Origin of the sequence: Pseudomonas azotoformans, from assembly GCF_001579805.1 — a bacterium.
In the GTDB taxonomy this organism is placed as follows: Bacteria; Pseudomonadota; Gammaproteobacteria; order Pseudomonadales; family Pseudomonadaceae; genus Aquipseudomonas; species Aquipseudomonas azotoformans_A.
The window spans coordinates 3,498,486-3,519,349 of record NZ_CP014546.1 but is presented as its reverse complement, the minus strand read 5'-3'; the positions used below and the strand labels follow the sequence as shown (position 1 = coordinate 3,519,349).

Below are 20,864 nucleotides of genomic sequence, written 5' to 3'. Positions count from 1 at the left end.
GTTCGGTTTCTTCTTTCTGGCTGCTGACCTCGACGTTGGTCTGCTCGGTGACGCTGGACAATGAATGCGCCGAACTGGCCAGTTGCTCGATACCGGCTTGCAGGCCGCTGACCATCTGGCTAAGCCCATTACCCATCTGTTGCATCGCCTGCATCAACTGGCCTATTTCATCACGACGGCTGACCTCCATGCGCCCACTCAAATCGCCGGCGGCAATCTGCTGGGCCACCGCAATCACACTGCGCAGCGGCGCGACGATCAAACGGGTGATCACCCACGCCGCAATCAACCCCACCAACAACGCCAAAGCCGAAGAGCCGATGATCAGCATCGCGCTTTTCTTCAACTGCGCCTGCATCGACTGGTCTTCGGCGTCGTAGGCCTGGTTGACCCGACTGACGACCTCACCCGCCCGATCATGCAGCTGCTTGTAGACCACCTTTTCCTGGGCTAGCAGGCCGGTGTACTCGCCGAGCTTTTCACTGAATGCGGCGATATGCCCGGCCACTTCGTTGAGCACGGTCTGGTAGCCGGAATCCTTGACCGCAGTTTTCAGTTGCTCGACCTGGGCGAGGGCCTGGTCGGCTTGCTCGATCTTGCCCTGCTCACCGTTGTCCTCATCGACTTTTCGGCTCTGGTTCAGGCGTACATGGGCTTCATTCATGGCCTGCAGCATCAGGCGCGACACCTGGCTGACCTGCCCCGCCTGCTCGATAAACTCAGCGCCTTCCTTGCCCTGGCTTTCCTTCAAGCCATAGGCACCGTCATCCGCCAGCCCGGCCTGCAACACGTCAAGGTTGTTGGCCACGCTGGACACCGACCAACTGGCCATTTCCAACGCCAGGTCTTTGGTCTGGGTCAGTTCGACAAACTCATCGAACGCCTTGCGGTAGGCGGCCAAGGCCTGTTCGACATCGGTCATGACCGGCACGTTGGCCGCCGACTGGGCCTTGAGACTGGCCGCAAGCGCCGCCAAGGCATCAACGCTTTCATGCAGGGCATCGACGGCTTTGGGGTCGGCGTGCAGCGCGTAGTCCTGCTCGATCAGGCGCACCTTGAGCAAGCCGCTGTTAAGCGACGACATGGCCTTGAGGCCTTCGAAACGCTGGCCAACGGTTTGCAGGGACCACACCCCGATCGCCGCGACCAAGGCCGTCAACAGCAATACCAGGGTGAAACCCAAGCCCAGCTTTTTTGCCATACCAAGGTTGGCGAATTGTCGTTGCACGGCCGAAATCATTGCACTTGAATCCTCTTGCAATGGCGGTTGCCATCGAGCCCGGTTTACATAGGCGAGATTGGCAACCACAAGGCACTGAACACAAGTCGTTGGCGCCACAATAATGGCAAAAAGCTACACGTTCGTCGTTTTCAGAATGGTCGAGGTCGATCTGGCGGGCCCCATGGCGCGGAACAACGCCAAGGCCCGTTGATCATCGGCATAGGCCACATTGATGCGCAGCCACTCACTGGGCTCGCTGGCTGGGCTGAACAGCGCTCCCGGCGACAACAAAACCCCGAGCCGCCGGGCACATACCTGTAACCGCGATGAATCCCGTGCCCCTGGTCGCGCCCACACGAACATGCCGCCGGCAGGCGCGGTGAACACCTCCCACTCCTCGTCCTCCAGCACCTGCAGCGTAGCCGTCATTTGCGTATTCAACCGCTTGCGCAAGCGCTGTACCCATTTGCGATAAGTGCCATTCGCCAGCAGCGTGGCCACCACCGCTTCGGCAAAGCGTGAGGTGCCGAAACCGGTCAGGGTCTTGAGGCTGGCCAACTGCGTGATGATCGTGGCGCTGGCACTCAGGTAACCCACGCGCAAGGCACTGCTCAAGGTCTTGGAAAAGCTTGCGACGTAGATCACCCGGTCATCATGGGGCAACGCCGATAGACGCGTGCAACTGGCATGTTGCAAGTCACCGAAGACATCCTCTTCGACGATCAGGAAATTGTCGCGTCGCGCCAGCGCCAGCAAGCGCTCGGCCACCGTGCGGCTCAGGCTGGAGCCGGTGGGGTTGTGATACAGGCTATTAATGAACAGGCACTTGGGCCGGTGCCGTTGCAGCAGTGCTTCCAGCGCCGGAATGTCCGGGCCCGTGGGGGTTCGCGGCACGTGCAGCAGTTGCACACCGTGGAACGCCAGTTGCCTATAGAGGTTGCCGTACCCTGGCGTCTCGACCACCACGCAGTCGCCGGCCTTGAGCAAGGTGCGTATCAGCAAGTCCTGGGCATGGCTCGCACCCGCCGTGGTAAGGATACGGTCCTGGTGGGCCGCAATGTGGATTCGGCTCAGCCGCTTGAGCAGTTGCTCGCGCAGCGCCGGCAACCCCAGTGGCGTGCTGTAGTTGAACAGGCCGGCGGTGTCGGTACGGGTGACTTCACGAATCGCATAACTGATGTCATCGCTTTCACGCCAGGCATCGGGCAACCGGCCGCAGCCCAGCTTCAGCTCTCCCAGTGGACTATCGACAAAGTCCCCCCATTCCCGCTCGGCGCCTTCGTACCACTGGCCCTCATGCAAGGCCGGTGGCTGAGCCACGCTGAAACCCGAGCCCGGCTTGGAAACCAGCACACCCTGGGCGACCATCCGCTCGAACGCCTCGATCACGCTGGATTGGCTGAGCAGGTTATCGAGGGCCACCTGTCGAATGGACGGTAAGCGTGTGCCAGGGCTCACCCCACTTGTGCGAATCCATTGCGCCACTGCGCTGATGATTTGCTGCACCACCGGTACAAGGGCTTGTCGATCGATCCCTAAATCCATGCGCCACTCACTTCAACTGTCTGTTATTCAACCCAGAACAGTTAAGCACAGAAGCACATTTCGGCCGCTCGCCAAGTTTTATTAAATTATTGATTTTATTGAGTTATTTACCTGCTGATACACATTCTCACAAGGCACGGTGCCAGCTATGGAAACGCCCCACAGCCCCCCCAAACCTTTTCGAATGAAGGGCGGCGTGAGGTCCTAGATAGCGGTCGCACCACCGTCCACCGCCAAGGCTTGACCCGTGGTAAAGGCCGCGCCGTCGCTGCACAGATAAAGCACCGCACTGGCGATTTCCTCAACCTTGCCGATGCGCCCGACCGGGTGCATGGCGGCGGCAAATTCAGCCTTGCGTGGGTCGGCTTCATAGGCGCGCCGGAACATATCAGTATCGATCACCGCTGGGCAGACTGCGTTGACGCGGATTTTCTTCTTCGCATACTCGATGGCCGCCGATTTGGTCAGGCCGATCACCGCATGTTTGGAGGCCGCATAAATGCTCATCTTCGGCGCCGCTCCCAGGCCCGCCACCGAGGCGGTGTTAACAATGGCGCCGCCGCCCTGGGCCAGCAACAGCGGCAACTGGTGCTTCATGCACAACCACACGCCCTTGACGTTGACGCCCATGATCGCGTCGAACTCATCCAGGCTGCCGTCGGCCAGCTTGCCCTTTTCGATCTCGATCCCGGCGTTATTGAAGGCGTAGTCCAGGCGACCGTAGGCAGCAATGGTCTGGGCCATCAATTGCTGCACATCCGCCTCCAGCGTAACGTTGCAGCGCACGAACAGCGCTTCACCGCCAGCCTGGTGGATCAGGGCGACAGTGCCCTCGCCGCCCGCCACGTCCAGGTCGGCAACCACGACCTTCAAGCCTTCGGCGGCGAACGCCAGCGCGGTGGCGCGGCCAATACCGGCAGCGGCGCCAGTCAACAGGGCGACCTGGCCGGAAAACGTCATGCTCATAGAAGATGTCCTGTGGGAGAAAATAGCCGTGGGTCGAGTCTAGCCAACGCCGCGTCGCACGCGTCAGCACTATCAAACCGCCGGTTGGCGCTGCATGGATCGCAGTGATAACAGGCACAGGGCGACTATCAGCAACGCCTATCGACCGCCATTCGCGCCCTCGGTAAACCTTGCCCCCGGCGCGTTCAAGGTCTATCACTTCAGGTTCATTTCCAGAAGAGTCGCTGCCATGACCGCCCAGACCAACCGCCAATTCCTGCTCGCCAAGCGCCCGGTCGGCGCAGCCACCCGGGACACCTTCACTTATCAGGAAGTGCCGGTGGGCACGCCCCAGGATGGCCAGGTGCTGGTGCGCAACGAATACCTGTCCCTCGACCCAGCCATGCGCGGCTGGATGAATGAAGGCAAGTCCTACATTCCGCCGGTCGGCATCGGCGAAGTCATGCGCGCGCTGGGTGTGGGCAAAGTAATTGCGTCGAACAACCCGAAGTTCGCCGTCGGCGACTACGTCAATGGCGCCCTGGGCGTGCAGGATTATTTCCTGGGCGAACCGCGTGGTTTCTACAAGATCGATCCGAAACTCGCGCCGTTGCCGCGCTACCTGTCCGCCCTGGGCATGACCGGCATGACCGCCTACTTTGCGCTGCTGGAAACGGGTGCGCCCAAGGCCGGCGAAACCGTGGTGATCTCCGGCGCAGCCGGTGCCGTGGGCAGCATTGCCGGGCAGATCGCCAAGCTCAAAGGTTGCCGCGTGGTGGGCATTGCCGGCGGCGCCGACAAGTGCAAGTTCCTGGTGGACGAATTGGGCTTCGACGCCGCCATCGACTACAAAAGTGAAGACGTGCCCGCTGCCCTCAAGCGCGAGTGCCCCAAAGGCGTCGACGTGTATTTCGATAACGTCGGCGGCGATATTCTCGACGCCGTCCTCAGCCGCCTGGCACTGAAAGCCCGCGTGGTCATCTGCGGCGCCATCAGCCAATACAACAACAAGGAAGCCGTGAAAGGCCCGGCCAACTACTTGTCACTGCTGGTCAATCGCGCGCGCATGGAGGGCTTTGTAGTCATGGATCACGCCGCAGGCTTTGCCGCTGCTGGCCAGGAAATGGCCGGCTGGATGGCCCAGGGCAAGCTAAAGAGCAAGGAAGATATTGTGGAGGGGCTGGAGACGTTCCCGGAGACGCTGATGAAGCTGTTCAACGGCGAGAACTTTGGGAAGCTGGTGCTGAAGGTCAACTGACGCACTGTGGATCAAATTGTGGGAGCGGGCTTGCCCGCTCCCACATTTGTTACCAGGTTCGACCTGAAATCAGGCGATCTCGGCAACCACTGCCGCAAGCGCCTTGGCCGGATCCGCCGCCTGGCTGATCGGCCGCCCGATCACCAGGTAATCAGAACCCGCATCCAGTGCCTGACGCGGCGTCAGAATACGCCGCTGGTCATCCTGTGCGCTGCCCGCCGGACGAATCCCAGGCGTCACCAACTGCAACGAAGGGTGCGCAGTCTTCAGCGCCTGGGCTTCCAGCGCCGAACACACCAGGCCATCGAGACCGGCTTTCTGCGCCAGGGCAGCCAGGCGCAGCACCTGCTCTTGAGGCTCGATATCCAGACCGATGCCGGCCAAGTCTTCACGTTCCATGCTGGTAAGCACGGTCACGCCGATCAACAAAGGCTTGGGACCGCTGCGCTGTTCAAGCACCTCACGGCAAGCACTCATCATGCGCAGGCCGCCGGAGCAGTGCACGTTGACCATCCACACGCCCATTTCGGCGGCGGCCTTGACCGCCATGGCGGTGGTGTTGGGGATATCGTGGAATTTCAGGTCGAGGAACACCTCGAAGCCTTTATCACGCAAGGTGCCGACGATTTCCGCCGCGCAACTGGTGAACAATTCCTTGCCGACCTTGACCCGGCAAAGCTTCGGGTCCAACTGGTCAGCCAGCTTCAGTGCGGCGTCACGAGTGGGGTAATCCAGGGCGACGATGATAGGAGTCTGGCAGACGGACATTGGAATGGGCTCTCAGGCAAGTCGAAATCGGCGCGGATTGTAGCGCAAGCGGCGCCGTTGCGGGATCCGATGATCGGTAAATACTGACCAAGCGCCATCGGGCGGGCATTTTCTCAAATTATTTCAAAGCTGATACATTCACGACATGCCCCCAACACGCCCCACGGCTAGCCTCGCTCGCACGACCCAACGACCAGCACTTCCAGCCATGGGGCTGGACGCCTATGCTGACCGCAACGACCAGGCAGATGATCGCATTATGCAGACCCCTTCCGTCTCTTTGAACGACGAGCAAAAAGGCGCGGTGATCGCCGATGACAAGCGCTGGAACACCCGCGCGCTGATCGTTGACGACGATGTGCCGATCCGCGAACTGCTGATCGACTACCTCGCCCGCTTCGGCATCCTGGCCACTGGCGTCACCGACGGCACCGCCATGCGCCAGGCCATGCAGGCTGAAACCTTCGATGTGGTGGTGCTCGACCTGATGTTGCCCGGTGAAGACGGCCTGTCGCTGTGCCGCTGGCTGCGCGCAGAGTCGGACATTCCGATCCTGATGCTCACCGCCCGCTGCGAGCCGACGGACCGCATCATCGGCCTGGAGCTGGGCGCTGACGACTATATGTCCAAGCCGTTCGAGCCGCGTGAGCTGGTAGCGCGGATCCAGACCATCCTGCGCCGTGTACGCGATGACCGCACCGAACAGCGCGCCAACATCCGCTTCGACACCTGGCGCCTCAACAGTGTGTTACGCCAGTTGGTGGCCGACGATGGCCTGGTGGTGCCGCTGTCCAACGCGGAATTCCGCCTGCTGTGGGTGTTCATCGAGCGTCCGCGCCGGGTGTTGAGCCGCGAACAATTGCTGGATGCCGCCCGTGGCCGCTCCATTGAAGCCTTTGATCGCAGCATCGACTTGCTGGTGTCGCGCCTGCGGCAAAAACTCGGGGACGATCCCAAGGCCCCGCAACTGATCAAGACCGTGCGCGGCGAAGGCTACCTGTTCGATGCGCGGGATATCGGTTGATGCGCAACACCTTCAACACGCTGTTCGGTCGACTGTTTGGCGTGTTGCTGGTGGCGATCGTGCTGGCCCACGTGCTGGCGATCTCCTGGTTTCGTTATTACGGCCCGCCCCCGCCGCCGCCCCAGGAAACCTTTGTCGAACAGCCCGACGGCACGATGAAGCTCCTGCCCAAGCACAAACGTCCGTGGTTTGGCGGCCCGGTGGTGCCGCTGACGTTCCAGTTCATCTCGTTGATCATTGCCGCCTGGTACGGCGCCAAGCTGCTGAGCCGGCCGATCCAGCGCCTGAGCGAAGCCGCCGAGCGCCTGAGCCTGGACCTCGACAGCCCACCCCTCGACGAGTCGGGACCGCGTGAGGCACGGCAGGCCGCGTCGACCTTCAACCTGATGCAACGGCGCATTCGCGAACAGGTCAGCCAACGCGCGCGCATGCTCGGCGCGGTCTCCCATGACCTGCGCACGCCGCTCTCGCGCCTCAAGCTGCGCCTGGAACAGATCGAAGACACCAAGCTGCAAGGCCAGATGCGCCAGGACCTGGACGATATGATCGGCATGCTCGACGCCACCCTGAGCTACCTGCATGAACAACGCACCAGCGAAACCCGGCACTGGCTCGACGTGCAGGCGTTGGTCGAGTCCATGAGCGAAAACGCCCAGGACCAAGGCTCCGACGTACAATTCGCCGGTACCTGCGCGCCGCTGCAGGTGCAGCCAATGGCCTTGCGTTCGTGTCTCAACAACCTGATCGACAATGCCCTGCGCTATGCCGGTACGGCACGCATTGAGTTGGCAGACAGCCGCGAGGCCCTGGTGATCCGCGTGATCGATCACGGCCCTGGCATTGCCGCCGACAAGCGCGAGGCGGTGTTCGAGCCGTTCTATCGGCTGGAAGGTTCACGCAATCGCAACTCCGGCGGGGTCGGCCTGGGCATGACGATTTCCAAGGAAGCCGCCGAACGCCTCGGCGGTCGGCTGCACCTGGAGGAAACCCCCGGCGGTGGCTTGACCGCCGTGATGTGGTTGCCCAGGGCTTAAAGCGGTTTGTCTTCCCGACGGCCTTGGGCCTGGGTCGCACTCCAATCCATCAGCAGGCTGTAGGCCACCGCCAGCAGGGTCGGGCCGATAAACAGGCCGATGAACCCAAACGCAATCAAACCGCCGAACACGCCGAGCAACACGATCACCAGCGGCAGGTTGCCGCCACGGCTGATCAGGTAGGGCTTGAGCACGTTGTCCACGCCGCTGATGATGAAGGTGCCCCACACGCCGAGGAACACCGCGTAGGTGTAATCACCCTTCCACGCCAGCCAGGCCGTGGCCGGGATCCACACCAGCGGTGGGCCCATGGGAATCAGGCTGAGCAGGAAGGTGACGATACCCAGCACCAATGCCCCCGGCACGCCGGCGATCCAGAAGCCGATCAACGCCAACAGCGCTTGGGCAGCGGCGGTGCCGATCACGCCGTTGACCACCCGTTGCACGGTGCCGGCCACCAGTTCGATGTAATAGCCGGCGCGATCGCCGATCAAGCGTTCCAGCAGGCGGTGTACGAAGACCGCCAGGCGCGGCCCATCCCGGTAGAAGAAGAACACGAACACCAGGCTCAACGTCAGCTCAAGGATGCCGCCGCCGATCTGCGCGCTGCGTGCCAGCAACCAATTACCCACCTGCCCCAGATAGGGCTTGATGCTGACCATCAAGGCTGCGCCCTGTTGGTCGATGCTGTCCCACATCGCCACCAGGCGTTCGCCCACGAACGGGATCGAACCGAGCCACGTCGGCGCCTCGGGCAAACCGTCGACCTGAATATCCTTGATCAAGCCCACGGCATCCCGCACATGGTCCGCCAGGTTGAAGCCCAGCCACACCAGCGGCACTGCCACCAGCAACATCCAGCCTAGCGTCAGAATGCCCGCTGCCAGGGATTCCCGGCCGCCCAGCCAACGGGTCAGCAGGCGCATCACCGGCCAACTGGCAAACGCCAGCACCGCGCCCCAGAACAGCGCCGACCAGAACGGCGCCATCACCCAGAAGCTGGCACCGAACAGCACCAGCAGCAGGATTTGCACCAGTAGGCGATCGTTATTGAGCATGTAGGATCTCGAAAGGAAGACTGTAGGAAGACAGCTTAGGCGAACGGCGCGGGTCCGTTCGCCCTGTTACGCCTAGCGTATCAGATGCAGGTGCAGGCCTTTGGCGTCACCTGTGCCGGTTTCCATGCGTGCAGCGCGCACGCCCTTGTCGACCAACGCCTGGCGCCAGGCTTCGGCGGTTGGGCCGGTCAGGCTGACGCGCAACGTGGCATCCAGGTTCAGCCCACGGGAAATCAGGGTCAGCCAGGTGTCGTCAGGTTCTGCGCCCAATGCGGGAAAATCCAGCTCGCCGGTGCTTTTCAATTCCCGCAGCAGGGTCGCTGAGGTGGGTAGCAGGTCGGCCAGCGGCGCGTTGGCGTCCAACTGTTCTACGTGCAGGTAAGCGCGGCGGTTGCCACGGGTGATGCCGTACAGCGCCACCAGGGAGTTTTCCTGGGGAGCGGCGAGGCGCAGCAGCAGGTATTCCTGCTGCCCGTCGGCACCGACCAGCTTGGCGTTGCCGAACACTTCATTGGCCCACAGGCTGCTTTCACCGCAATCGCGGGCCTGGCACCAGAACAACAACTGCGCGCCCTTCTCCTGCAAGGCTTCACGCGTCGCCTTGAACGCGGCGCTGGAGCTGTGCTCGGCGGGCAGCTCATAGGTGATGGCGGTGGTTTGGCCACGGGCGGTGGCCTGGCCTTCATAACGCAACTGGCCGCTGATCTTGCGGATCGCGCCCATGGGGTAGATGCGTTCTTTTTCTTCGGCGGGACGGTAGTCGACGATTTGCGAGTCGACCTGGCGGGCCACGGTGGGCAGGTCCTGGCTGCCCGGTACGTCGGCGGCGAATACCAGTGGGCTCAAAAGGCTCAAGCCCAGGATACGGATACATCCGTTACGCACGCTCATAAGATCAACGAGCCCTGGCCATCGGAGGTCGCAGCGGTGTTGAGTTTGTTCATGGTTGACTCCCTTTCAATCCGCCCAGCCTCGGCAGTTGACCGCCCCAAGTCAAGGCGCGGAGAAGAACCGATTGAAACAGTCTGCAACAAGGACCGCGCCGGACTCATCATTCAGGTGTAAATGATGGCCGCCTGGCAGCGTGGTGACCGTAAAGGGCAGCTGGGAAAGCAATTCGGAATGTTTCGCCAACATGCCGTCGGCAGCGACCACCAACTGGGTAGGACAACTAACGCGTCGCACGAAAGCCATCGCCTGTTCCTCAGTCAGGCGAACCGGCGAGGCCAGGGTCAAACGGCTGTCGCTACGCCAGGTGTAACCGCCCGGCACCGGCATCAAACCGCGCTGGGCCAGCAGTTCGGCGGCTTCGCGACTGACCGCCACCACGCCTTTCATACGAGCCTCGACCGCTCGATCCAGGGTGTTGTAGACCGGCTTGCGCTTGTCTTGCAGGTTCAACTGCGCCTGCAAGGCCATGCCCAGTCGCTCGGCGGCGTTCTCGCCGCTGGCGGTGGGCGGGATCACACCGTCGATCAATCCCAGGTGTGTCACGCGCTCCGGCAACGCACCGGCCAGCACCAGGGACACGATGGCGCCGAGGGAATGGCCAAGTAATGCAAAACGTTTCCAGCCCAATTGTTCAGCGACTTGCAGCACGTCAAAGACGTAATCCCACAAGGCATAACCGGCACCCGTAGGACGATGCGCCGAATGCCCGTGCCCAGCCATATCCAGCGCAACGATGCGCAGGCCCTGAAGTTTTGGCGCCAGCCGCGCAAAGCTGTTGGCGTTGTCCAGCCAGCCATGCAGGGCGATCACCGGCAAACCGTCTTCGGGGCCGAACAGATGGGCCGCCAGTTCAATATGGGGCAGGCTCAGGCGCACTTCTTCGACCGGTGCACTCATGCGCAATTGCGCTCACGGGCTTCCCAGCGGGAGAACAGGTTCTTGATCAAGGTCGCGGTGTCCTGCGGGCGCTCAAGGGGGAACATATGGCCGCCGGGCATGGTGAGCATTTCGCCCATGGGCAGACGCCCGACGCCGCTGGCGTGGTGACGCATCACCACCCGGCTCTGCCGGCCGCGCACCACCGCCAGTGGCACCTTCAACTGGCGCACTTGGCCGGGGCTGGTGTGGGGCACGCCACGGTAGATGCTGATTTCGGTGGCCGGATCGAAACGCAGGCGCAGGCGATCACCCACTTGCAGCAGGCCGTGTTGCAGGTAAGCGTCGAAGCATTCGGGGTCAAAGCCACGGAACAGGGTCTTGCCGGCGAAATAGCTGCGCGCGGCGTCCAGGTCGCTGAACTCTTCTCGACGGCCCAGGGTGCGCCCGGCCGGGGTCAGGCGGTCGATAAACCCGAAACGCTTGGCCGCGCGGATCACCCAACGGTCGGCGCGGGTCAGCACCGGCGAATCCAGCATGACGACGCCGCGATACAACTGCGGGCAACGCATGGCCGCGTGCAGGTGCAACACGCCGCCGAGGGAATGGCCCACGCCCCACACCGGTTCCGGTTGCTGTTCCAGGTGGTGGATCAGTTCGTCCACCAGGTTCTGCCAGTTGTCGTCCACCGGAAACCTGGGGTCGTGACCGTGCTGCGGCAGGTGAGCCACCGCATATTCCGGGGCCAGGGCGGCGAACAACTTGCCGTAGGTGGCCGAGGGGAAGCCATTGGCGTGGGCAAAAAACACGTGCTGCGACATACCGGATCCATCTACAAAAACAGAGATTGATTGTCACCATGCCCGGCCGGCACAGCAATGACTGTAACTGCCAGGAATGATGACACTCACGCCACGCCTATCGCGCCGGTGGGTTCTCGCCCAGCGGCACCACGGCCATGGTCAGGCGCGACACGCAACTGGCCTTGCCCTCATCGCTGGTCAGGCGGATGTCCCAGACCTGGGTCGTGCGGCCAATATGGATCGCCTTGGCCACCGCCGTCACGCGCCCGCTGCGCACACCGCGCAGATGGTTGGCGTTGACCTCCAGGCCCACGCAATAAAACTTGCTCGGGTCGATACACAGATAGGCCGCCATGGAGCCTACGCTCTCGGCCAACACCACCGAGGCGCCGCCATGCAGCAAACCGTAGGGCTGATGGGTGCGATGATCGACCACCATGCTCGCGGTCAGGGAATCGTCGTCGAAGCGTTCAAAACGGATGTCCAGCAGTTCACCGATGGTGTTTTTCTGGATCGCGTTGAGTTGGTCGATATTCGGTTGGGTGCGCCACAGGCTCATGGGGATTGTCCTTATTGGTTTTATTACGGCCCTAATCCTGCCACAGAACGGTTTCGGAACGCTCGCTCCATGTCTGGAAATATTCGCCGTAAACCGATTCGATCACGTTGCGCTTGATCTTCAAGGTCGGCGTCAGAAAGCCGTTTTCCACCGCCCAACTGTCTTTGACCACCACCAATTGGCGCAGGTGTTCATGCTTATCCAGCGCTTGGTTGACCTGTTCCAACCAGCGCTCCAGGCTGGCACGCAGGGCTGGCAAGCCGTCCCCACCCGCCGATAACACGCACAAGCCTATCGGCGCGATCAGTCCCTCGCCCACCACGCACACCTGCTCGATACGCGCATGCTCGGCCAGGCGGTTTTCAATCGGCGCCGGCGCCACGTATTTGCCTTTGCTGGTCTTGAAGATTTCCTTGAGTCGCCCGGTCAGGCGCAGCCGCCCCTCGGCGTCCTGCTCGCCTTTGTCGCCCGTGCGCAGGAAGCCGTCGGCGGTGATGGTTTCGGCAGTTTTCTGCGGGTCCTTGAAGTAGCCGAGCATGGTCGCGCCGCTGCGCACCTGCACTTCCCCCGCTGGGTCGATGTGCACTTCCACACCGGGGCACGGCAAGCCGATCCAGCCGAGGGTCTGCTGGTCGGGGCGGCAGACATGGGAGTAGCCGCAACTTTCGGTCATGCCATACACCTCAAGCACATCCAGGCCCAGGCGTTGATACCAGCGCAGCAACGCCTCAGGCACAGGCGCCGCTCCCGAAAGCGCGATACGCAACGCGTCAAGCCCCAGCCCGGCGAGCACCTTGTGGCCCACGCGTTTGCCGATGAAGGGCAGGCACAGCAAGGTGTCCAGGCGTTTCGCGGGGATTTTGGCGTAGACGCCCAGCTGGAACTTGGTCCAGATGCGCGGCACGCCAAACAGTGCGGTCGGACGCGCCCTACGCAGGTCTGTCAGAAAGGTTTCCAGGCTTTCGGCGAAAAATACCGTTTGCCCGGTGTAGATCGAGGCCATTTCCACAAACATCCGTTCCGCCACATGGCACAGCGGCAGGTAAGACAGCAATCGGTCGCCCTCGCCCAAGCCAAATAACTCCGTACCACGGGTGGCGGCGAACCCCAGCGCGCCGAAGCTGTGCATCACGCCCTTGGGCAGGCCGGTAGTGCCGGAGGTATAAATGATGGTCGCCAGGTCCGAGGCGACCGGCGCCGGGTCATCCTGGATCGGTGCACAGGCTTGCAGGTCGGCCCAACTGAAATCGAACTCGCTCGCTGGGCACAATGGCAGGCTGATGGTCGGCACATCCGCAGGCACGCCGGGCGCCATGGCCGGCCAGTCGTCAAGCTTGCCGATAAACACCAGCGCAGCCTCGGAATGAGTGAGCACATGGGCGACAGAGTCGGCGGTAAGGTTGGGGTACAGCGGCACCGAGACATGCCCGGCCATCCAGATCGCCAGGTCGGCGATGATCCAGTGCGCACAATTTTTCGAAATCAGCGCGATGTGCGAGCCCTGGGGCAGCTCCCGGGCGCGCAACCAATGCGCGGCACAGCGCGCCTGGTGACCGACATCACCCCAGGTGAGGCTTTGCACCTGGCCACCCCCCACCGGCTGCACCAGAAAGGTTTGGCGCGGATGTCGCGCTTCACGTTCGAAGAAGACCTGCAACGGCAAACGAAAAGCGACGGGCATGGGACGCGCTCCTTTGTGGTCCGACGATAGCCAACCAAGCACTTGCTTGGTTGACTATATAGCACACACAAAGCCGCGATAAAGCCTACGGATTCTTCACGCTGACCAGGCTCATCAGCCCCGCCAGCGGGAAATCCCCTTCCAGTTCCGCCAGGCTGGCGGTGTGCATCGGCTCCGGCTGGCGCTGGTGACCGTGCTGCAGAAAGCTGATCAGGCTGCCCACCAACGGCTGGTGGCTGACCAGCAACACATTGTCATCGGTGTCGAGCTGTTCCAGCACCTGCAACGGGTTGCCCTCGGGGGTCAGCCACGGCACGGTGCGGATCTCCGGCTCGAAGCCCAGCGCTTCACGCACCAGGTGTGCGGTCTGCTGCGCCCGCACATAGGGGCTGGCGATGATCGCGCTGAGGGGCTGACCGATCAGGTGCGCAGCACTGCGCAACACCTCGCCACGGCCATGCTCGGTGAGGTTGCGTTCGGCATCGGTGCGCGCGTGCCCTTCGGCCTCCCCGTGGCGCAGGATCCACAGCTTCACAGTTTCGGCTCTTCATCACGCACCGGGTGCGGCGCTGGCGGCACGCTGTGGGCGGCTTCGCCCTCGGGTGCGCGCGGAGTCGGCCAGTCGGCGAACGGCCACGGTTTCTGCTCAGTGTGGAAGCTGCCGAAGCGGCCGATCTGCGCCAGGAACTGGCTGAGGCTGTCACCAAAGTTCATCAGGCCCAGGTTCGGGGCGCTGTAGACCAGACGGTAGATCAGCTGCACCACCACCAGCGCGCCGAGCAGGAACTGCGCCACTTGCCACACCAGGGCAAACACCAGCATCCACAGGATGCGCAGGGCAATGGATTCGTACTTGGGGGCTGCTTTCGGATCGTTCATGACGCGTTCCTCAGTTGAAACCACTGGTGGAAATAAAGTCGACATCGGTCTTGGGCTCGGCACGCATCAGCAACTCGATGACCTGGTTCAAGGTGCGCCCTTCAAACAGGATCGCGTGCAACCCGGCGACCAGCGGCATATACACGCCGACTTCCTGGGCCTTGGCCTTGAGCACCTTGAGGGTATTGACCCCTTCGGCCACTTCGCCCAGGCGGGTCACTGCGTCTTCCAGGCTCAGGCCCTGGCCGAGGGCAAACCCGACCTGGTAATTGCGGCTTTTCGGCGAGGAGCAGGTGACGATCAAGTCGCCCACGCCCGCCAGCCCCAGGAAGGTCATCGGGTTGGCGCCCTGGTTCACCGCAAAGCGGGTCATCTCGGCCAGGGCGCGGGTGATCAGCATGCTCTTGGTGTTTTCGCCCATGCCCAGCGCGACGGCCATGCCAGCGATGATCGCGTAGACGTTTTTCAGCGCACCGCCGAGCTCGACGCCAAAACGGTCGCTGCTGGCATAGACGCGGAACGTGCGGCCATGCAATACGGCCTGGACACGTTCGCAGAGTTCCTCATCTTCACTGGCGACCACCGTGGCGGTCAGCGCGTGTTCGGCCACTTCCCGTGCCAGGTTCGGCCCGGACAGCACGCCAATGCGCGCCTGGGGAGCGATTTCTTCGAGGATTTCGCTCATCAGCTTGAAGGTCTGCGCCTCGATGCCCTTGGTCAGGCTGACCAGCAGCTTGCCGGCCAGACGCTCAGCGTGGGGCGCCAGCACCGAGCGCAAGGCGCTGGAGGGTAGCGCGACGAAGCACAGGTCGCACGCTGTGAGGGTTTCCAGCAGGTCGGTGACCGGCTCGACCGCCGGATGAATCTTGATGCCTTTGAGGTAACGCGGATTTTCCCGGTGCACCCGAATGGCCTCGGCCTGTTCGGGATCGCGCATCCACTGGCGCACAGCGTGGCCGTTCTCGGCCAGCAGGTTTGCCACGGCGGTACCAAAACTTCCGCCTCCCAGGACCGCAATAGGGCGCTGTTCAGTCATATGCAATCCGTTAATCCATACCAGTGGCGATGGCGGCATTATACGGGCCGACCCGCTGGCGGCCAGCCCCCGCATCAATTCGTGCGTTTGTCGGAAAATGCCACATTTTCATGAAGCAATTGCAAGTCCGACGACTGGCAAAAGGCCCCACCTCAGTTAACATGGGCGGCTATCCGCAATTATCAAGGCCGTGCCGTGTATTTGGGCCCTCCTCCTCGCTCATCCCTCTGGTTGATGTTGTTGTGCAGCGCACCGACGCTGGCCGACGACCTGTTCCTCGACAGCCAGCCGCTGCCCCAGGTATTGACGGCCACGCGCCTCAAGCAGTCGGCCGCCGCTGTACCGGGCAGCATGACCGTGATCGACAGCGAGTTGATCAAGGCCAGCGGCGCGCGGGACATCAGTGAGTTGCTGCGCCTGGTGCCGGGGATGATGGTCGGTTACACCACCGGCAACCAGGCGGCGGTGAACTACCACGGTACCAGCGCCAGCGACGCGCGGCGCATGCAGGTGTTGATCGACGGCCGCTCGGTCTACCGCGCGGGCCTGGCCACCGTGGACTGGAGCGACATTCCGGTGGCAATGGAGGATATCGAGCGCATTGAAGTGTTCCGTGGCCCCAATACCGTCAGCTACGGCGCCAATGCCTTGATGGCGGTGGTGAACATTCTTACGCGCTCGCCGGCCAACAGCCACGGTACGCGGGTAAAAGTGGTGCGTGGCGAACGCGGTATCAACGACTTTTATGCCAGCCAGGGCGCGGGCTGGGAAACCGGCGACTTGCGCCTGTCCCTGTCCGGGCAGCAAGACGACGGCTTCGACAGCGATGCGTCTGGCGCCGACCGCCGCGACAGTCGCCGCCTCAGCCGCTTCAGCCTGGCGATCAGCCAGACGCTGAACACGCAGCAAAGCATCGACGTACAACTGGACGCAAAGGAAGGCACCAACCAGCGGCCGTATACCTACAGCCCTGTCTTTGCCGGAATTACAGAAGGCGGTAACAACTCCGACGTCACCGCCAAGGATTACGCCGGCTCCCTGCGCTGGAATTTCGACTTCAACCCTGAGCACAGCCTGTATATCCAGGGCTCGGCCCAGCAGTGGGACCGCCAGCAAGTCTGGAAAGCCTGTGACGCCAAGGTCTCGTTCAGCCCCGAGCTGACCCAGTTGTGGCAGATGAACCCCAACTACGCCGAACTGCTGGCCCGGCACATGGACACCTACAGCCAAGGCAGCGCACCACCGGGCAGCGCCGCCGAACAGGCGTTGGCCAACCAGGTGCTGCAACAATGGCGCGACGGTGCCAGCCAAAGCGTCTGCGGCGACATCGACCAGAGCACCCGCGAAAGCCGCTACGACCTGGAGATTCAAGACACCCTCAGCCTGTCCGACAGCCTGCGCCTGGTCAGCGGCATGAACTACCGCTATGACCGCGCCGACTCCGACACCTACTTCAACGGCACCCTGGACGACACCACCTGGCGCCTGTTCGGCCAGTTGGAATGGCGCGCCAGCGAGCATTGGCTGCTGCAAGGCGGCGCCATGTATGAAGACACTCACCTGAGCGGCAACTCGCTGACGCCACGGGTGGCGGTCAACTACCTGATCAACCCGCGCCACGGCCTGCGTGCGGTGTACTCCGAAGCGATCCGCTCGCCGGACATGTTCGAGAACAACGTCAACTGGAGTTATCGCGTCACCAACCTCAGCTCCCCGGCCTACGGACAGACCACCGGGCAATACTTCGTAAAAACCCGGGGGCCGGGTAACCTCGATAAAGAGATGATGAAGTCACGGGAACTGGGGTACAACGGCTTCTTTGCCGACATCGGGCTGAACATGGACGTGAAACTGTTCTACGACGAGATCACCGACATGATCAGCTCGCCGCTGCGCAATAACCAGTACATTGCCAGCAACGCCAACAGCTCACGGTTCACCGGCGCCGAGTCGCAGTTCGACTGGCGCGTGAGCAACGCCGATCGTCTGCGGCTCACCTATGCTTACGTCGATGCCAGCAGCAGCAACCCGCTGGACAAAGCACAGACCGCGCGCAACAGTGGCTCCGCCGGCTGGTTGCGTGAGTGGGGCCAGGGTTGGTCCAGCGCGCTGTTCTACTATGGCGATGACGCACTCAACCAATATCGCTTCGAACGGGTCGACCTGCGGGTGGCCAAGCGCATTGCCCTGGGCAAAGCCAACGTGGAGCTGGCCGGCATGTTGCAAGAACGCCTCGACAACCAGCCCACCACCTGGGCCGACAACAATTACGACCATCGCCACGTGCTCTACTTCAGCGCCGAGTTAGAGTTCTGACATGGGCGACTCGTCAAGGATGACTGGCGTGTTGATCACTCGGCTCTGGCGGCGTGCCGTGCTGCTCGCGTGCCTGCTGTTGGCGGCGCCGGCGTGGAGCGCCGACATCCTGCTGACCGCCGCCGAAGACGGCGCCGGTGTGCAAGCCTTTGCCCAGGCCCTGGCCCAGCAACGCCCTGAAGACCGTGTCACCTTCACCGCCCTCAAAGACTTGCCGGCACCCGGTCGACTGCCGGCCAACACCCGTCTGATTTTGCTGGACCTGCCAGGCCTCGACTGGCGCCTGCAAGAGCCTCAGGGCCCACCGACCCTGGTGCTGCGCATCAGCCGCCTGCAAGCCCATCAGCGCCTGGGCAGCATGCCGCACCCCCGCATCAGCCTGCTGTGGAGCGACCCGCCGCTGGATCGCCAACTGCGCCTGATCGCGGGCATCCTGCCGCAGGCGCGACGCATCGGCGTGCTCTATGGCGCCGACAGTGAGTTCCTGCTGCCCGAACTGCGCCAGCATGCCGCGCCGCTGGGCCTGGAGATCATGCCGCAGCTGTGGGACAACATTAATGACAGTCGGCCGCTGCAGACCCTGTTCCGCAACAGTGACGTGCTGCTCGGCCTCGACGACCCGCAGCTGTACAACCCGAAAACCGCGAAGAACCTGTTGCTGAGCAGTTACGCCCAGCAATTGCCGCTGATAGGCCCGAACGCGGGCTTCGTGCGGGCCGGCAGCCTGGCCAGCACCTACAGCGACCAGGCCGACTGGTTGGCCGTGCTCGACCGCCTGCTCGACCACTCGCCGGCCAACTGGCCGCGCTCGCTGTACCCGGAACGCTTCAAAGTCGTGGGCAACCCGCAAGTCGCGCGCTCACTGGGGATCGAACAGGTGGATGAAGCCAGTGTCGGCGCCCGATTGGCCGAAGGAGAAAAACGCCCATGACCTTGCGTCGTCGTTGGGACATCAACACGCGAACCCAGCTCATCACCCTGGGCCCGGCGCTGTTGCTGACGTTGCTGTTGATCAGCTTCTTCACCTTCGTGCGTATCCAGGATTTGCGCCAGGAACTGGACCACACCGGCCAACTGATCGCCAACCAACTGGCGCCCGCCACTGAGTACGGGGTGATATCCGGCAACAATGACGTGCTCGACAGCCTGTTGCGCGCCACGCTGGCCACACCCCATGTGCGTTTCCTGGAGATCCAGGACAGCAGCGAGAACATTCTGGTGTATGTCGAGCAACCGTCGGAGAAGCACGACCGTTCGCTGTCGGTGAAAGTGTTCCAGGCGCCGATCCGCCTGCAACATATCCAGCTGGGCAATGATTTTTTCCAGGACAACCTCAACGAACCCAAGGCCCCGCGCGCGGACTACCTGGGCCGGGTGATCGTCGGCATGTCCAACGATGCGTTCAGCCAGCGCCAGCAGGAGATCCTGTTCAAGGCCGGTATCCTCGCGCTGTTCGCCCTGCTGTTTACCTTCCTGCTCGCACGGCGCCTGGCCGCCAGCCTGTCGCAGCCGATCAGCGCCATGGGCCATGCGGTGAAGGCGATCCAGCAAGGCGACTACCAGACGCCGCTGCCGATTGTGGATGACTCGGAGCTGGGCGACCTGTCGCGGCATATCAACAACCTTGCCGAGGGCCTCAACCAGGCCAGTCGCGAACAGCAACAGGCCATGGCCCAGTTGATCCAGACCCGCGAAGAGGCCGAGCGCGCCAACAACGCCAAGTCAGACTTCCTGGCCATGATGAGCCATGAACTGCGTACCCCCATGAACGGCGTGCTGGGTATGTTGCAGTTGCTGGAAACCACCGAGATGACCGAGGAGCAGACTGAATACGCGGCGCTGGCGTCGGAGTCCACCGAGCATTTGCTCAAGGTCATCAACGATATCCTCGACTTCTCACGGATCGAACGCGCCGCCCTGGAGCTGGAGCATATTCCGTTCAACCTGGCGGACCTGATCAACAGCTGCGCCCAGGCCTTCCAGCACAGCGCCCAGCAACGTGGGCTGGCGCTGCAACTGGCGATCCCGCTGGGGATGGACGCCTTGCACGTGCAGGGTGACCCGACGCGGATCCGCCAGATCCTGGTGAACCTGATCGGCAACGCCTTGAAGTTCACCGAGCACGGCAGCGTCAGCGTCGAGCCCCATTGGCAGACCCTCGACCATGAACTGGTGTGGTTCACCTGCACCGTGCGCGACAGTGGCATCGGCATTTCTGCCGAACGCCTGGAGGCGATGTTCGACGCGTTCCAACAGGCCGACAGTTCCATTTCAAGACGTTACGGCGGCACCGGGCCTGGGCCTGCCCATCGCCCGTACCCTGGCCGAACGCATGGGCGGCACCCTGCGCGCCCAGAGCGAGGAAGGCCGCGGTTCGGTGTTCACCCTGGAAATTCCCCTGGCCATCGACCAGCACAGCGTGCCGGCGATTGCCAGCGACGCCGACGGCAAAGCCAGCGCGGGCGATGGTCGCCATGTGCTGCTGGTGGAAGACAACCCGGTCAACCGCACCGTGGTCGAAGCCATGCTGCGCAGCCTGGGGTTTGAAGTGAGCCTGGCCACCGACGGTGCCGAAGCGATCCGCAGCGCCGAGAGCCTTATTTTCACGGCAATCCTGATGGATTGCCGGCTGCCGTTGATCGACGGCTACGAAGCCACCCGGCAGATTCGTCAGTTGCCGGGCTGTGCCGACTTGCCGATCATCGCGCTGACCGCCAACGCCTTGCAGGGCGACCGTGAAGCCTGCCTGGCAGCGGGAATGAACGATTACCTGGCCAAGCCGTTCAAACGCACGGATTTGCAGCAAATCCTACAGCGCTGGGTGCAATAGCGCCGCGCCATCAGCCAAGTCTGACTGGCGTGAAAGACGAAAGTGCGGCAGTCTTAGGCACCCGAACGGGCCGATAAAC

The 20,864-nt window shown here is 62.7% G+C and carries 17 protein-coding genes and 2 pseudogenes; 6 read left to right on the top strand and 13 right to left on the bottom strand.

Features of this window, described 5'->3' with window-relative positions:
* Positions 1-178: 178 nt before the first annotated feature.
* The 3 genes and pseudogenes from AYR47_RS33415 to AYR47_RS16425 all read right to left on the bottom strand — a co-directional run.
* Positions 179-331, bottom strand: a pseudogene (locus AYR47_RS33415) (HAMP domain-containing protein); the annotation flags it as partial.
* Between the two features lie 1,023 nt (positions 332-1,354).
* On the bottom strand, positions 1,355-2,767 hold the full coding sequence (locus AYR47_RS16430; RefSeq protein WP_061435917.1) for an aminotransferase-like domain-containing protein: 1,413 nt from the start codon (positions 2,765-2,767) through the stop codon (positions 1,355-1,357).
* A gap of 204 nt (positions 2,768-2,971) precedes the next feature.
* A complete protein-coding gene (locus AYR47_RS16425) occupies positions 2,972-3,733 on the bottom strand; it encodes an SDR family oxidoreductase (RefSeq protein WP_061435915.1) in 762 nt (253 codons plus the stop codon).
* 229 nt (positions 3,734-3,962) lie between these two features.
* On the opposite strand from AYR47_RS16425, the gene AYR47_RS16420 reads away from it, so the two are divergent.
* Positions 3,963-4,970 (top strand): NADP-dependent oxidoreductase, encoded by a 1,008-nt coding sequence (locus AYR47_RS16420; RefSeq protein ID WP_033897655.1) that lies wholly within the window; start codon positions 3,963-3,965, stop codon positions 4,968-4,970.
* A 69-nt stretch (positions 4,971-5,039) separates the two neighbouring features.
* Here the strand turns inward: AYR47_RS16420 and pyrF are convergent, their stop codons facing one another.
* Positions 5,040-5,738, bottom strand: coding sequence for an orotidine-5'-phosphate decarboxylase (pyrF, locus tag AYR47_RS16415; RefSeq protein WP_010211681.1), 699 nt, complete (start codon positions 5,736-5,738; stop codon positions 5,040-5,042).
* 259 nt (positions 5,739-5,997) lie between these two features.
* On the opposite strand from pyrF, the gene AYR47_RS16410 reads away from it, so the two are divergent.
* Together AYR47_RS16410 and AYR47_RS16405 are read left to right on the top strand one after the other, a co-directional pair.
* Positions 5,998-6,762 (top strand): response regulator, encoded by a 765-nt coding sequence (locus tag AYR47_RS16410; protein WP_033897703.1) that lies wholly within the window; start codon positions 5,998-6,000, stop codon positions 6,760-6,762.
* Positions 6,762-7,796 (top strand): sensor histidine kinase, encoded by a 1,035-nt coding sequence (locus AYR47_RS16405; protein ID WP_033897654.1) that lies wholly within the window; start codon positions 6,762-6,764, stop codon positions 7,794-7,796. The genes AYR47_RS16410 and AYR47_RS16405 overlap by 1 nt, the downstream gene beginning before the upstream one ends.
* Here AYR47_RS16405 and AYR47_RS16400 read toward each other — a convergent pair.
* The 9 genes from AYR47_RS16400 to AYR47_RS16360 all read right to left on the bottom strand — a co-directional run bounded on the left by AYR47_RS16400 (position 7,793) and on the right by AYR47_RS16360 (position 15,639).
* Positions 7,793-8,854, bottom strand: coding sequence for an AI-2E family transporter (locus tag AYR47_RS16400; protein ID WP_033897653.1), 1,062 nt, complete (start codon positions 8,852-8,854; stop codon positions 7,793-7,795). The two genes, AYR47_RS16405 and AYR47_RS16400, sit on opposite strands and share 4 nt — an antisense overlap.
* 72 nt (positions 8,855-8,926) lie before the next feature.
* Positions 8,927-9,745, bottom strand: coding sequence for a DUF4892 domain-containing protein (locus tag AYR47_RS16395; RefSeq protein ID WP_033897652.1), 819 nt, complete (start codon positions 9,743-9,745; stop codon positions 8,927-8,929).
* Between the two features lie 102 nt (positions 9,746-9,847).
* On the bottom strand, positions 9,848-10,702 hold the full coding sequence (locus AYR47_RS16390) for an alpha/beta hydrolase (protein WP_061435913.1): 855 nt from the start codon (positions 10,700-10,702) through the stop codon (positions 9,848-9,850).
* Positions 10,699-11,502 (bottom strand): alpha/beta fold hydrolase, encoded by an 804-nt coding sequence (locus AYR47_RS16385; protein WP_016979540.1) that lies wholly within the window; start codon positions 11,500-11,502, stop codon positions 10,699-10,701. The genes AYR47_RS16390 and AYR47_RS16385 overlap by 4 nt, the downstream gene beginning before the upstream one ends.
* 97 nt (positions 11,503-11,599) lie before the next feature.
* The gene (locus AYR47_RS16380) at positions 11,600-12,043 is read right to left on the bottom strand and encodes a hotdog fold thioesterase (RefSeq protein WP_033897649.1); all 444 of its coding nucleotides are present in this window, start codon (positions 12,041-12,043) and stop codon (positions 11,600-11,602) included.
* A gap of 31 nt (positions 12,044-12,074) precedes the next feature.
* On the bottom strand, positions 12,075-13,724 hold the full coding sequence (locus AYR47_RS16375) for an AMP-binding protein (RefSeq protein ID WP_033897648.1): 1,650 nt from the start codon (positions 13,722-13,724) through the stop codon (positions 12,075-12,077).
* Positions 13,725-13,809: 85 nt separating this feature from the next.
* Positions 13,810-14,259 (bottom strand): phosphohistidine phosphatase SixA, encoded by a 450-nt coding sequence (gene sixA, locus AYR47_RS16370; protein WP_033897647.1) that lies wholly within the window; start codon positions 14,257-14,259, stop codon positions 13,810-13,812.
* Complete coding sequence (locus AYR47_RS16365) at positions 14,256-14,603, bottom strand: DUF4389 domain-containing protein (protein WP_010211694.1); 348 nt, start codon at positions 14,601-14,603, stop codon at positions 14,256-14,258. Before AYR47_RS16365 ends, sixA begins: the two co-directional genes overlap by 4 nt.
* Before the next feature lie 10 nt (positions 14,604-14,613).
* Positions 14,614-15,639 carry an NAD(P)H-dependent glycerol-3-phosphate dehydrogenase gene (locus AYR47_RS16360; RefSeq protein WP_012723107.1) on the bottom strand — a complete coding sequence of 342 codons (1,026 nt, stop codon included), beginning with the start codon at positions 15,637-15,639 and terminating at the stop codon, positions 14,614-14,616.
* 195 nt (positions 15,640-15,834) lie between these two features.
* Here AYR47_RS16360 and AYR47_RS16355 point away from each other — a divergent pair, with 195 nt between their 5' ends.
* The 3 genes and pseudogenes from AYR47_RS16355 to AYR47_RS16345 all read left to right on the top strand — a co-directional run bounded on the left by AYR47_RS16355 (position 15,835) and on the right by AYR47_RS16345 (position 20,785).
* Positions 15,835-17,955, top strand: a complete 2,121-nt coding sequence (locus AYR47_RS16355; RefSeq protein ID WP_335340603.1) for a TonB-dependent receptor plug domain-containing protein — start codon at positions 15,835-15,837, stop codon at positions 17,953-17,955.
* A 1-nt stretch (position 17,956) separates the two neighbouring features.
* Positions 17,957-18,886, top strand: coding sequence for an ABC transporter substrate-binding protein (locus AYR47_RS16350; protein WP_061435912.1), 930 nt, complete (start codon positions 17,957-17,959; stop codon positions 18,884-18,886).
* Positions 18,883-20,785, top strand: a pseudogene (locus tag AYR47_RS16345) (ATP-binding protein). The gene AYR47_RS16350 and the pseudogene AYR47_RS16345 overlap by 4 nt, the downstream one beginning before the upstream one ends.
* The last annotated feature ends 79 nt before the right edge of the window (positions 20,786-20,864 follow it).

Excerpts from the sequence above, each read along its gene's own strand:
- AYR47_RS16430 (WP_061435917.1), bottom strand. The coding sequence starts at position 2,767 with ATGGATTTAGGGATCGATCGACAAGCCCTTGTACCGGTGGTGCAGCAA.
- AYR47_RS16425 (WP_061435915.1), bottom strand. The coding sequence starts at position 3,733 with ATGAGCATGACGTTTTCCGGCCAGGTCGCCCTGTTGACTGGCGCCGCT.
- AYR47_RS16420 (WP_033897655.1), top strand. The coding sequence starts at position 3,963 with ATGACCGCCCAGACCAACCGCCAATTCCTGCTCGCCAAGCGCCCGGTC.
- pyrF (WP_010211681.1), bottom strand. The coding sequence starts at position 5,738 with ATGTCCGTCTGCCAGACTCCTATCATCGTCGCCCTGGATTACCCCACT.
- AYR47_RS16410 (WP_033897703.1), top strand. The coding sequence starts at position 5,998 with ATGCAGACCCCTTCCGTCTCTTTGAACGACGAGCAAAAAGGCGCGGTG.
- AYR47_RS16405 (WP_033897654.1), top strand. The coding sequence starts at position 6,762 with ATGCGCAACACCTTCAACACGCTGTTCGGTCGACTGTTTGGCGTGTTG.
- AYR47_RS16400 (WP_033897653.1), bottom strand. The coding sequence starts at position 8,854 with ATGCTCAATAACGATCGCCTACTGGTGCAAATCCTGCTGCTGGTGCTG.
- AYR47_RS16395 (WP_033897652.1), bottom strand. The coding sequence starts at position 9,745 with ATGAGCGTGCGTAACGGATGTATCCGTATCCTGGGCTTGAGCCTTTTG.
- AYR47_RS16390 (WP_061435913.1), bottom strand. The coding sequence starts at position 10,702 with ATGAGTGCACCGGTCGAAGAAGTGCGCCTGAGCCTGCCCCATATTGAA.
- AYR47_RS16385 (WP_016979540.1), bottom strand. The coding sequence starts at position 11,502 with ATGTCGCAGCACGTGTTTTTTGCCCACGCCAATGGCTTCCCCTCGGCC.
- AYR47_RS16380 (WP_033897649.1), bottom strand. The coding sequence starts at position 12,043 with ATGAGCCTGTGGCGCACCCAACCGAATATCGACCAACTCAACGCGATC.
- AYR47_RS16375 (WP_033897648.1), bottom strand. The coding sequence starts at position 13,724 with ATGCCCGTCGCTTTTCGTTTGCCGTTGCAGGTCTTCTTCGAACGTGAA.
- AYR47_RS16365 (WP_010211694.1), bottom strand. The coding sequence starts at position 14,603 with ATGAACGATCCGAAAGCAGCCCCCAAGTACGAATCCATTGCCCTGCGC.
- AYR47_RS16360 (WP_012723107.1), bottom strand. The coding sequence starts at position 15,639 with ATGACTGAACAGCGCCCTATTGCGGTCCTGGGAGGCGGAAGTTTTGGT.
- AYR47_RS16350 (WP_061435912.1), top strand. The coding sequence starts at position 17,957 with ATGGGCGACTCGTCAAGGATGACTGGCGTGTTGATCACTCGGCTCTGG.